The organism is Flavitalea antarctica (assembly GCF_054461535.1).
Window position 1 is genome coordinate 26046 of record NZ_JBTLQG010000033.1, and the last position, 12797, is coordinate 38842.

Consider the following 12797-nt stretch of genomic DNA (forward strand, 5'->3'; position numbering starts at 1 on the left):
ATGAGTTACTGATCCCTGGCGCTTATCTGATCGCAAATCTATACTCGTTACAAAAAGCTGGCTCATTGCCGGCTTTTTGCATTTGGCATGGTTTTCCTAACTAGATCAAAAAAATCATATGTTAAAAACGCTGCTTACCTCTAAAATGTTTCCTGTCATCCTGATGGCCATCACGTTGACTTCCTGTGTTGCGAAGCGCAAACTGACAAGCGCAAACGCGACGATCCAGGCGCTGCAGGCCGATAGTGCGAGAATGGCCGGACAAATATCATCTCTTCAGAAAGATATCACCCAGTTGCAGTCAGAAGGCAAAACACTGGAGCAACAACTTGCAGATACAAAAAAGCAGTTAGCTTCTACTTCCAATCAATTACAAACCAGTTCAAAAGATGCTGCCGGTAGAATCGCAGATCAGCAGAAAAGGCTCGAAACATTGCAGGCACTCATTGATCAGCAGAAAAAGACAACGGATGATCTCCGTAAAAAGATGTCTGATGCGCTGGTAAAATTCAATTCCAACGAATTATCTGTCTCCGTAAAAAATGGCAAAGTATATGTTAGTTTACAGGAGAACCTGTTGTTTCCATCAGGGAGTGCCAACATCAACGTAAAGGGTAAAGAGGCACTGGGCAAACTGGCTGAGGTGTTGAACCTCAACCCGGATATCAATGTAAATATCGAAGGCCATACGGATTCAATACCAATCAGGGGAAGATTTGAAGATAACTGGGCCTTAAGCGTAGCCAGGGCAACAAGTATAGTGAGGATACTGACAAAGGATTATAAGATTGAACCATTACGCATCGTGGCTTCGGGTCACAGTCAATATGATCCGGTCGAATCTAATAGTACTGCAGAAGGCAGGGGCCGGAATCGCAGAACGGAAATCATACTCACACCAAAACTTGACGAGTTGTACAAACTTATAGAAAGCGGTGGCAGTACAGGTGGCAACTAGATCAGATCAAAACTTACATTTCCTTCACCATTACATATTGAACATAAATGCCCTCGTATGGAGGGCATTTTTTTATTGAGTTGACCAGTCGTTCATGACGGCTGAGATCTTTCATTTTACATAATCATACTGAACTGCCGAAGAAAAGATAAGCCAGCGATATCGCAGTGATAACCCCAACAAGGTCCGCGAGCAACATCGCACCGATCGCATAACGGGTATTCTTCACAGATACAGAGCCAAAATAAACAGCGATCACATAGAAAGTTGTATCAGAAGCTCCCTGGAAAATGCCGGAGAGCCGGCTCGCGAACGAATCTGCGCCATATGTTGTCATAGTGCTGACCATCATACCCCGGGCAGCGCCTCCGCTGAGGGGACGGATGAGTGCCGTTGGCAGCCCATCAACAAACCTGGTATCCGCGCCAAGCATATGAAAAAAGCTTTTTACACCGCCTATAACCACATCAAAAGTGCCGCTGGTTCTCAACATGCTCACCGCAACCATAATTCCTACCAGGTAGGGAATGATCCGGATACTGGTTTCAAAGCCGTTCTTCGCACCGTCGATAAAGGCATCAAACACATCAATTTTTTTATACACAGCGCCCAGGATGATCAGCAAGAACACAAGCAGGATCAGTCCATTACTAAGCACACCGGAAAACGACTGCAGTTCAGGCGCATTAAGGCGAACCACGTAAACCACCAGCAACCCGATCACCGCTGATATTCCAAGTATCCATAAAATGATTGCAGGCTGCAATACATTTATTTTTTGTTTGAATGAAACGATCAGCATAGCAGTAATGGTACCTACGAAAGTGACGATCATGCAGGGTATAAAAATATCAGTTGGATTCGAGGCATTGTTGGCTGCGCGCACGGCAATCACGCTTACCGGTATCAGGTTTAGCCCGGCTGCATGAAGACACAGGAACATGATCTGTGCATTCGTGGCCACTTCGGGGCGCGGGTTCAATTCCTGCAGGCTTTGCATAGCCTTTAATCCAAAAGGAGTCGCAGCATTGTCCAATCCAAGCAGGTTAGCCGAAAAGTTCATGATCATGTGCCCCATGGATGGGTGCCCCTTAGGTATCTCAGGAAATAATTTTGAAAAAAACGGAGCCACTATCCTCGAAAGCAACCGGACCCCTCCTGCCCTCTCGGCAATGCTCATAAACCCGATAAATAAACTTAAAATACCGATCAGTTTCAGACAGATTTCGACAGCAACCCAACAGGTTTCGACAATTCCATCCAGTTTGAGGGGGTTATTCGGATCCGCCGATTTCCCGATGACCATCCAGCTGAAGATCTGGGTATCTCCAAGAAAAAAGCATTTGAAACCGGCGACTGAAATAGCAATAATGATAAAGGCCGACCAGATTCTGCTTAAAGCCATGATACTCGTTTAAATTCGGGTTGAAGATAACAGATTCAATGCAAATAGATTGCAGGGTAAAACGCATGAACCCTGCATTTTATTGGAAGCTTGCTGCTGATGCCCCGGTATGCACTATATTTGCGGCTCAAATTTTTTGAAACATGGCTTTACAAGCAGGAATTGTCGGTCTACCGAATGTGGGAAAATCAACGTTATTTAACGCAGTCAGCAACAGTGCAAAGGCGCAGGCCGGCAATTACCGGTTCTGCACCATTGAACCAAATGTTGGACTGGTAGATGTACCCGATTTCCGGCTGAACAAGCTTGCTGAACTGGTTGTACCCAACCGGGTTGTTCCCACACAGATCGAGATCGTGGACATTGCAGGGCTAGTGAGAGGAGCAAGTAAAGGTGAAGGCCTGGGTAACAAGTTCCTGGCAAATATCCGGGAAGTAGATGCCATCATCCATGTTATCCGTTGTTTCGAAGATGAGAACATCTTACGTGATGAGGGACCGATCAACCCGGTCAGTGATAAAGAAATCATCGATACCGAACTACAGCTGAAAGATCTTGACAGCGTTGAGAAAAAAATTCAAAGGGTTGAAAAGCAGGCACGCACTGATCCAAAGATGAAAGCGGAACTCGATGTTCTTGTCCGTTGCAAAACCCACCTGGAGCAGGGAAAAAATATCAGAGAACTTCAACTCGATAAAAATGAGAAAGTAGCCATTGCAGATATTTTCCTTTTATCTGCGAAGCCGGTACTGTATGTTGCCAATGTGGATGAACCATCCATGCATACGGGTAACAAATTTTCCAAAGCTTTGGAAGAGTCCGTTAAAAATGAGGATTCGCTCGTTATCATCATGAACAATTCGATAGAAGCCCAGATCTCTGAAATGGAAGATCCGGCAGACAAGGAATTGTTTATGTCTGAATACAAAATGACAGAACCTGCATTGAACAGGTTAATCAGATCAACCTACAAGTTGCTTAACCTCTATACTTACTTTACTGCCGGGGTGCAGGAAGTAAGGGCATGGACAATTCATGAAGGCTGGAAAGCACCACAGGCGGCAAGTGTAATTCACACAGATTTTGAAAAAGGATTTATCAAAGCTGAGGTGATCAGTTATGATGATTTTATCCAGTATGGTTCTGAAGCTGCCTGCAGGGAAAACGGTCGTTTAAGGATTGAAGGAAAAGAATACATCGTTAAGGATGGTGATGTGATGCATTTCCGTTTCAACGTGTAGTCATGATGAACGTACAGTCATGATGAACGTGTACTCATGACGAACCTGTACTCATGACGAACCTTCACTCATCATGAACGTGTACTCATCATGAACGTGTACTCATGATGGGCGTGTACTCATGACGAATGTGTACTTATAATGCGCAGGTTCTTCTGTTGCGCTATTTCTTATTTATATCACCGAACTTTTTAAGCAGGAAATTCAGCACTGTATTGATATCTTCTTTTTCAGTAACACTTAGTTCCTGGTTAAGATTTACTTTATTCATATACCTGATGGCCGCTTTGTGCTGTGGTGCCATATCGAGGATCTGCTGCAGCTTTTGTTTTGTTTCTGTGTCTTCTGTATACATGGGTGTGACAGGAGGGAGCTTCGACCTGTATTTGACCGCTTTTTTCTTAATGATCGCTTCTAGTGTTGCCGGGTTGAACGGGGGTTTTACCGGAATCTTCTCAATCTCATTCAGCAGCACCTGGATCTGCTTACCACTTAAACCACCATTGTTCTGATAGAACTCGTATATGTTCCTGATATAAGTATTGTCCTTCTCAATGGGCATATTATAAAACACCCATTCAAATACTTCCTGTAAAAAATCGTATTCGGCACTTCCTTTCATTGATCAATATTGAAACATTCATTAAACCAGATTCTGAAACATTACATAAACCAATCCATAAAACCAGGCATTCGTTCATATTAATACTATTACTGAAATAATATGAACCCAACCAGATACTGGCATTCGTTCATATTAATGTTATTGCTGAAATAATATGAACCCAACCAGATACAGGCATTCGTTCATATTAATGCTATTGCTGAAATAAAAAAACCATGAAGCAGCACACCGCTTCATGGTTGTTAATATTATGAGACAGTTTATTCTGAATCCTTTTTCTTCTTCTGCGACTTCGGGGCAAAGATCATCAACATTCTTTTACCTTCCATCTTTGGGAGTGCTTCAGGCTGGCCAAAATCTGCCAGTCGTTCAGCAAATTTAAGCAGTAACAACTCCCCTCTTTCCTTGAACATGATTGCACGTCCCTTGAACTGCACGTATGCTTTTACCTTATTACCTTCCTTAAGAAAGTTTTCGGCATGTTTAGATTTGAAGTCGAAATCATGGTCATCGGTACCCGGTGTAAAACGGATTTCCTTGACCTCGGCCGATTTGCTTTTGGCCTTCATTTCCTTTTCCTTCTTCTTCTTCTCGTAAAGGAATTTATTATAGTCGATTATTTTACAAACCGGGGGATCTGCCTGCGGAGAAATTTCGACCAGGTCGAGTTGCTGTTCCTGTGCCATGCGCAATGCATCCTGGATCGAATATACACCCACTTCGATATTATCACCGACCAGCCTCACCTGAGGTACGCGGATCATTTGATTTGTGCGATGTTCCTGTTGTTGTTCTTTTCTGAATCGTGGATTAAAACTACCTCTCGGTTGTCTCGGTGGAAATGCCATAATTATATTCGCTCCCATCCCTAACGGGAGCATTCTTATTTTTTTGTTTTTAATATTCCTTCAGGGAAAGGAACTTTTCGCGAACACGTTAAGTAATATCAGAAGAGGATGCGTTACTCCGAAACCCTGTTCCTGATTTCGGCACTTACTGTATTAATAAATTCGTCAACACTAACCGCGCCGGTATCACCCTTGCCCTGTCGTCTTACGGCAACTTTCATTTCATTTACTTCCTTCTCGCCGATTACGAGCATGTAAGGGACCCTGGCCAGTTCTGTATCACGGATTTTTTTACCGATTTTTTCACTGCGATCATCTACCTCTGCACGAATATCCGCATTTTTCAGCGATTCCAAAATAGTTTGTGCATAATCAAGGAACTTGTCACTGATGGGCAAAATCTTCACCTGCAGCGGCGCCAGCCACAATGGGAACTTCCCCGCGTAGTGCTCCAGCAGGAACCCGATGAACCGCTCATGGGTACCGAGGGGAGCCCGGTGTATGATTAACGGGGTTTCCGGTTGATTTTCTTTGTTGGTAAACTCAAGTTTGAACCTGCGCCCCTGTGCAAAATCAACCTGGTTTGTAGCCAGGGTAAACTCGCGCCCGATTATGCTCCAGATCTGGACGTCAATCTTCGGGCCATAGAAGGCACCCTCGTCTGGCACCTCGATAAACGGAATGTTTGATTCGGTGAGCACTTTCCGGACCATAGCCTCAGTTTCCAGCCAGAGTTCAGGCTCATTAATGTATTTCTGACCCAGTTTGGCCGGATCATGTAATGAAAGCCGCATTACGTATTTATCTATCCCGAAAATCTTAAAATACTTGAGATACATGTCATTCACCGCACGGAATTCCGAAGCAAACTGCTCTTTGGTGCAGTAGACGTGTGCATCATTCATGTGAAGACATCTTACCCTCATCAGGCCAAAGAGCTCGCCGCTTTGCTCGTAGCGGTAACAGGTACCATACTCCGCAAGTCTCAGCGGAAGATCCTTGTAGCTTTTCGGCTCCGCAGCAAAGATCTTGTGGTGATGCGGGCAATTCATTGCCTTCAGATAGTATTTCTGTCCCTCAAGCTCCATCGGAGGATACATGCTATCCTGGTAATAAGGCAGGTGACCACTGGTCAGATATAGGCTTTCTTTTGCAATATGCGGTGTTACCACTCTTTTATAACCTGCCCTTTGTTCAGTATCCTTGGCCAGCTTTTCAAGTTCTTCGATAATGATGGTTCCGTTTGGCAGCCATAAAGGAAGACCGGGACCAATGTCATCATCCATTGTGAATATACCCAGCTCTTTGCCCAGTTTGCGGTGATCGCGTTTTTTCGCTTCTTCCAGAAGAGCAAGGTATTCGTCAAGTTCTTTCTGCGATGGGAAGGTTACCCCGTATAAGCGGGTAAGCATCTTATTTTTTTCATCGCCCTTCCAGTATGCGCCGGCAATACTGGTAAGTTTGATGGCTTTTATGAAGCCTGTATTTGGAATATGTGGTCCGCGGCAAAGGTCAGTAAAGTTGCCCTGGCTATAGAAAGTGATGTTTCCGTCATTAAGATTTCCCAGGAGGTCAAGTTTGTATTCATCTCCCTTATCATCAAAATATTTTATCGCATCTGCCTTCGAGATCTCCTTCCGGACGTAAGGATTGGCCTGTTTTGCAAGCTCGGCCATCTTTGTCTCCAGTTTTCGCATATGCTCCTCCGTGATCTGCCGGCCGCCAAGGTCGATATCATAATAAAACCCTCTTTCGATGGCAGGTCCTACCCAGAACTTAGCTCCCGGAAACAACGACTCCACGGCTTCTGCCATCAGGTGGGCAGAAGAATGCCAGAATGTGGACTTGCCGTCATCATCTGACCAGGTGAGTAGTTTCAGGGTTGCATCATTGTCGATTGGCCTGGTTGCATCCCATACTTCTCCATTCACGTTTGCTGCTATTACTTTCCTTGCGAGGCCTTCACTGATTGATTTTGCTATATCCAGTGCCGAACTTCCTTCATTATACTCCCTGACAGCACCATCAGGAAAACTTATTTTTATCATTACTTTTTAGTCTGTTACTTATTCTATTAGTTAATCGCTAAAACTCTTACCACGTCGGACAATCTTCCTTCCGTTCTCCAGGCCACACAAACACCAAATTACCAAGTTCCTGCCTGGCGAAGGAGGACAAAATTAACGAAGAATTTGCAGACGACCACTCCCGATATTTAGATGTGAAAGGTAAGTTTTTACTAATTTGCCCGGTGAGGAGTTAATCATGAAGCATTTATTACTTTTTCTACTTTTTTCTGCAGGGTTATTTGTTTCAGCACAGGATGTAACGGGTATCTGGCGTGGAAGTTTCTACGGGGAACAAACCAGGTATATGAAGATAATGGGTGAGGAAGACCGTTACAAATTCGAGGTGCAGATAAATCAGAATGCCAAAGCATTTGAGGGAGTAACCTACTCATATAAAACAACCATATTTTATGGTAAGGCGACATGTCGCGGGACCGTAAATCCGATTACAAAAAAGGTATTGCTCGAAGAACTGAAACTGGTTGAGCTGAAGATGCTCCAGGGTAACAGCGCCTGTGTAATGACTTGTTATCTGCAGTATTCAAGAAACGGAGATGAGGAGTTTCTTGAAGGGACCTACACCAGTTATAATAATGTTGACTCAAGTAATTGTGGTGGTGGAACAATCTTTCTCAGGAAAGTAGTTACGTCGGACTTTTACAAGGAACCCTTCCTGGTAGAAAAAGAGAAAAAAGCTAAAGAACCTGAACTCAAAAACAACAAAGCAATTGCAAAAACACCGGTTAAACCTCCTGTAAAAAAACCAGTGACAGCACCGGCGAAAAAGCCGGCAACAAATGCTACTGCCGGAACAAAACCCCCGGTTAAAAAACCCGTGACAGCGCCCGGAACCAAACCGGCAACGAATTCAACGGCCAGCGCAAAGACCACGGTTAAGAAACCGGTGCCTTCGCCAAAAACCGTCACTCCCGCCAGTCAAAAACCGCCTGTCGCCACTAACAAATCAACGGCGACCACCGGGAAAGCTGACAGCATTGCTGCAGCTGCCGCAAAAAAACTGGCGGATAGAACTGCCGAAAATAAAAAGCCGATGCACAAACCGGATCAGGCCGTATTGGACGGCCCTGTTGCGGAGAATAAACCTGTAAAGATTCCAAAAGTGCTATCAATGAGGGAGAATGAACTTGTGAAAACAATTTTCACAAGTCCCGGTGATATCTCCGTCAATATCTATGACAACGGCTCCGTTGACAATGACACCATTTCTGTTTATCTCGATAAGAAACTTGTATTGTCTAAAAAAAGACTCACTGAAAGAGCGCTCAAATTAAACTTCACCCTCGACGAACTGAATGCTGAACATGAACTAGTGATGGTTGCAGAAAACCTGGGCGAGATACCGCCAAACACTTCTCTCATGGTTGTAACTGCAGGTGATAAAAAATACGAGGTCAGGATCACTTCAACAGAACAAAAAAATGCCGTGGTAGTATTTAAGTTGCAGAAAAATTAGCGTAAGTTGGTTTGCGGCGGATCGCTGCTCGCTGTGTTCACTTATAGTACCATTCACATAAATTTGGACAGGATGATCCCTAAACTTATTAATTTCCGTTAAATTATTTTGATGCGGTTTTTCCTGGTGTTCTTATTAATGGCTTTATCCGGCGCTACTATGTCACAGAATCTCGCCGGCATATGGCGGGGGAAAAGGACACAGGTATCAGGCGGATGTTTCCCTGAATATTTTATTGAATTACATGTAACTTATGCGGGCAGCAATATCATGATCCTGGGAAATGCCTATAACTACTATGATAAGGACCGTTTCACAAAGATCAACTTCACCGGGAGATATAACCCCGCCACCAAGAGAATGGTGATCATTGAAAACCTGGTTTTACAGTTCAATGTGCCCTCCCATTGTATTCCCTGTATAAAAACCTATGATCTGAATTACACGAAAAATGATTCTGTCGAAGCTTTTATCGGTGAATGGAAAGGACATGAGATGGGCAATAATAATATTTGTCCACCAGGCAGGATCCAGCTAAACCGGGAGACAAGTTCCATCTTTCCTGTTGATGTTTTTCAAAGTGATACCCTGAATAAAATTCAGAAATCGCTCAACCTGGACGATCGTGAAAAAGAGGTGATCAAAGAGATCGTTTTCGATACTTCCCAGATCAGGATCGATATTTATGATAATGCAGAGATTGATGATGACACAGTAAGTGTGTTCCTGAACAACACGCTCCTGCTTCATAAAAAAAGACTGACAGCTTCTGCCCTTTCATTGCAGGTAACCGCTTATCCCAATACTGAATATGAACTAATGATGTATGCAGATAACCTTGGTAAGATTCCACCAAATACGTCTTTGATGATCATTACCGCAGGCACAAAACGTTATGAACTGCGGATATCATCGTCTGAAAAAAAGTCTGCGGTTGTCCGTTTCCGGTATCTTCCGGTAAAAAAGCTCTGACCTGTTTCTCCGAGGGGACTAATTTACTGGTGACAGCAGTCCTGCCGGCAAATAGTTGAGCACCCCGTTTTAAAGAATTTTTGCTGGCAGATATGTTGCTTGTCAGAGTCTCTCAATCACCATTGCGCTTGCGCCGCCTCCGCCATTACAGATACCTGCCGCGCCATATTGCGCATTATTTCTTTGTAATATGTTAAGAAGCGTCACAATGATCCTTGCACCGCTGCAACCAAGCGGGTGGCCTATAGATACGGCCCCTCCGTGAACATTAACCCTGGCAGGATCAAGCTGCATGCGCCTGGTATTTTCGATTCCAACAACTGCAAATGCTTCGTTCAATTCCCAGTAAGCTATGTCCGTCATCTCCAGACCGGCTTTTTTTACAGCAAGCGGAACTGCTATCGATGGTGTTGTGGTGAACCATTCAGGAGCCTGTTCGGCATCTGCATAGGAAACAATCCTGGCAAGCGGTTTTAAACCCAAACTCAGGGCTTTTTCTGCACTCATCAGCACAAGAGCAGCAGCACCATCATTCATGGTAGAAGCGTTTGCTGCAGTCACCGTTCCATTTTTCTGAAATGCAGGCTTTAGTTCCGGTATCTTATCAAATTTCACATTGAATGGTTCTTCATCTTTAGCCATCAGCACCGGGTCACCTTTTCGCTGGGGAATCGATACCGGGACAATCTCGTTGTTGAATGCCCCGTCATTCCATGCTTTCTGACTTCGCTGGTAACTCTGTACAGCAAACTCATCCTGTTCTTGCCTGGAGATTCCGCATTGGCCCGCACAAAGCTCCGCTGCATTGCCCATGGCCAATCCATCGTAAACGTCCGTAAGACCATCTTTTGCAAGCCCATCTATGAAACTCACATTCCCGTACTTGTTCCCCCAACGCATGTTTTCAGCGTAATATGGCACATTGCTCATGCTTTCCATGCCACCCGCGATTACGACTTCGGCATCACCGAGTGCGATGCTCTGGGCAGCCTGGCTGATCGCCTTCATGCCACTGGCGCAAACCTTATTTATAGTAGTACAATTAACTTCCTTTGGTAATCCGGCCATGATAGCTGCCTGGCGCGCCGGGGCCTGGCCGAGGTTAGCCTGGATCACACAACCCATTAATACATCATCCACCTGGTCGCCGGAAAGCCCCGCTTTTTCCAATGCACCCCTGATGGCAAAAGCTCCCAGTTGCGTTGCGGAAAAATCTTTTAATGCACCGCCAAAACTTCCAATCGGTGTTCGCACTGTTGCCACAATTACCACTTCTTTTTTTTCCATTACTGTCAGATTATAGTCTGAGATAATAACAATTTAAAACAAAGACTGTTTGATGATTATTTGATGGTTCAATGTATAAAATTATCTGTTCAATTCATAAAGTTTAACTTTGCATGCAGTTACAAGGATCAAAACATGGATACCAGCCTTAATAAATACATAAGTGAAACGGGGTTCTGCAGCAGAAGAGAAGCTGATAACTATATCGAACAGGGAAGGGTAACTATCAATGGACGAGAAGCAGTAAAAGGCAACCGTGTCGCTGAAAATGATGTGGTGCAGGTAGATGGTGAGCCGCTGAAAAAGAAGAAGGCTGCAGTGTATATTATGCTAAACAAGCCGAAAGGTGTGACCTGTACTACTGACCTGAAAGACAAAACGAATATCATTGACTACATCCGGTTCAAGAGCCGGATATTTCCCATCGGCCGGCTCGACAAAAGATCGCAGGGATTGATATTCCTGACCAATGATGGAGATATAGTAAACAAAATATTAAGGGCAGGCAACAAACATGAAAAGGAATACATCGTGACAACTGATAAGCCCGTAACGATGGAGTTCATTCAGAAAATGCGGAGTGGAGTTCGTATACCAGGTGCTGTTACCAGGCCATGTTTTGTAAAACAGGAAGGGCCTAATCGTTTCAGGATTATCCTGGTGCAGGGCCTGAACCGCCAGATCAGGAGGATGTGCGAAGCACTTGGATATGGGGTTGAATCGTTGACACGGATACGTATTATGAATATAACGATCAATGGCCTTCAACCTGGCAAATGGAGATACTTTACTCCTGCTGAAATCACTACCATCAACGGCATGGTCGCTAATTCAAGCAAAACCGCTGATGGTGATTCCGGCAATGACGGGATGGATGAATAAGATTGATAAAAAAAACGCCCGGTGAGATCTTTTCACCGGGCGCAAGCAAAATATTTTACCCTCATTCAGATTTATCACTGCTGTAAGCAAATATCTTTCTCAAATATTTATTTATATCCCCATTTCTTCATAATAGCAAGATCCTGCTTCATGCATTCAAGCGGCGCTTTACCCTGGTAAGATTCCTGCTCAATGATAAAGTGAATCGTACCACCTGATTTACGGCCAAGATCAATCACCTCTTTTACCGGGATTACTCCGGTCCCAAGCACAGTGCTTTCAAATTTTTCATTACCTGTACTGGCTTTTATCTCGTCTTTTACATGCATTGATTCAAACCGTCCCGGGTATTTTTTCATAATGTCGAGAGCTTTGGCACCCGCATTGTACATGTTACCGATATCGAGTTGCTGCGCAACCAAAGAGGGATCAGTTTTGGTGAGGATAATATCAAACAATGTCTGATCATTCAGTTTCTCACTGAATTCAAAATCATGGTTATGATAGCCAAATTTCATTCCTGACTTCTTACAAAGCTCACCTGACTTGTTGAACATTTCCATTGCCTTTGCTAAATCGTCATATGTTTTCCTCATGTTGTCCGGCAAGGATGGGCTGATCACAAATTGCTGGCCGAGTAAGGCCGCATCCTCTACTGTCCACTTCCAGCTGTCTGCAAAATCATTTTTTGCTGCATCCCAGTGTTGTGCTCCCAAAACCGTATGACCGCTCGGCATCTTCATACCCAGGTCATCCAGTACTTTTTTAAATTCAGCTGCTGAGTAACCATAAAATTTACGATTAACATAATTGGCATGTTCGACGTTTTTGTATCCCATTGCCGCAAGTTGTTTCAGCGTTCCCAGCGGATCTTTCTTCATATCATCCCTGACGGAATAAAGCTGAACGCCCAGAAGTTCGCCAGCCTGGGTGGAAGCAAACAGGTAATCAGAAAGCAGTGTTGAACCGGCAATCGTTAACCCGGCATTTTTTAGAAATCTTCTTCTTGAATTATACATTTTCGAAAGTTTGATTT

Annotated in this window: 11 protein-coding genes; 5 read left to right on the forward strand and 6 right to left on the reverse strand. The window is 44.2% G+C overall.

Annotated elements, in window-relative coordinates:
• The first annotated feature begins 118 nt into the window (after nucleotides 1-118).
• The gene (locus ACX0G7_RS21810; protein ID WP_458925645.1) at nucleotides 119-958 is read left to right on the forward strand and encodes an OmpA/MotB family protein; all 840 of its coding nucleotides are present in this window, start codon (nucleotides 119-121) and stop codon (nucleotides 956-958) included.
• Between the two features lie 124 nt (nucleotides 959-1082).
• Here the strand turns inward: ACX0G7_RS21810 and ACX0G7_RS21815 are convergent, their stop codons facing one another.
• Nucleotides 1083-2363: a nucleoside recognition domain-containing protein gene (locus ACX0G7_RS21815; RefSeq protein ID WP_458925646.1), complete on the reverse strand. Its 1281-nt coding sequence runs from the start codon at nucleotides 2361-2363 to the stop codon at nucleotides 1083-1085.
• 143 nt (nucleotides 2364-2506) lie between these two features.
• On the opposite strand from ACX0G7_RS21815, the gene ychF reads away from it, so the two are divergent.
• Nucleotides 2507-3604 (forward strand): redox-regulated ATPase YchF, encoded by a 1098-nt coding sequence (gene ychF / locus ACX0G7_RS21820; protein WP_458925647.1) that lies wholly within the window; start codon nucleotides 2507-2509, stop codon nucleotides 3602-3604.
• Between the two features lie 163 nt (nucleotides 3605-3767).
• On the opposite strand, the gene ACX0G7_RS21825 is transcribed toward ychF, so the two are convergent.
• The 3 genes from ACX0G7_RS21825 to thrS all read right to left on the reverse strand — a co-directional run bounded on the left by ACX0G7_RS21825 (nucleotide 3768) and on the right by thrS (nucleotide 7125).
• The gene (locus ACX0G7_RS21825) at nucleotides 3768-4226 is read right to left on the reverse strand and encodes a hypothetical protein (protein WP_458925648.1); all 459 of its coding nucleotides are present in this window, start codon (nucleotides 4224-4226) and stop codon (nucleotides 3768-3770) included.
• Nucleotides 4227-4489: 263 nt separating this feature from the next.
• Complete coding sequence (infC, locus tag ACX0G7_RS21830) at nucleotides 4490-5110, reverse strand: translation initiation factor IF-3 (protein WP_458925649.1); 621 nt, start codon at nucleotides 5108-5110, stop codon at nucleotides 4490-4492.
• Between the two features lie 80 nt (nucleotides 5111-5190).
• Complete coding sequence (gene thrS / locus ACX0G7_RS21835; protein ID WP_458925650.1) at nucleotides 5191-7125, reverse strand: threonine--tRNA ligase; 1935 nt, start codon at nucleotides 7123-7125, stop codon at nucleotides 5191-5193.
• A gap of 217 nt (nucleotides 7126-7342) precedes the next feature.
• Here thrS and ACX0G7_RS21840 point away from each other — a divergent pair, with 217 nt between their 5' ends.
• Nucleotides 7343-8620, forward strand: a complete 1278-nt coding sequence (locus ACX0G7_RS21840) for a hypothetical protein (protein WP_458925651.1) — start codon at nucleotides 7343-7345, stop codon at nucleotides 8618-8620.
• A gap of 111 nt (nucleotides 8621-8731) precedes the next feature.
• Nucleotides 8732-9592 (forward strand): hypothetical protein, encoded by an 861-nt coding sequence (locus ACX0G7_RS21845; RefSeq protein WP_458925652.1) that lies wholly within the window; start codon nucleotides 8732-8734, stop codon nucleotides 9590-9592.
• A 102-nt stretch (nucleotides 9593-9694) separates the two neighbouring features.
• Here ACX0G7_RS21845 and ACX0G7_RS21850 read toward each other — a convergent pair whose 3' ends face one another.
• The gene (locus ACX0G7_RS21850; protein WP_458925653.1) at nucleotides 9695-10879 is read right to left on the reverse strand and encodes an acetyl-CoA C-acyltransferase; all 1185 of its coding nucleotides are present in this window, start codon (nucleotides 10877-10879) and stop codon (nucleotides 9695-9697) included.
• Between the two features lie 135 nt (nucleotides 10880-11014).
• On the opposite strand from ACX0G7_RS21850, the gene rluF reads away from it, so the two are divergent.
• Nucleotides 11015-11761, forward strand: coding sequence for a 23S rRNA pseudouridine(2604) synthase RluF (gene rluF / locus ACX0G7_RS21855; protein WP_458925654.1), 747 nt, complete (start codon nucleotides 11015-11017; stop codon nucleotides 11759-11761).
• A 107-nt stretch (nucleotides 11762-11868) separates the two neighbouring features.
• On the opposite strand, the gene ACX0G7_RS21860 is transcribed toward rluF, so the two are convergent.
• Complete coding sequence (locus ACX0G7_RS21860) at nucleotides 11869-12780, reverse strand: sugar phosphate isomerase/epimerase family protein (protein ID WP_458925655.1); 912 nt, start codon at nucleotides 12778-12780, stop codon at nucleotides 11869-11871.
• Nucleotides 12781-12797 lie beyond the last annotated feature (17 nt).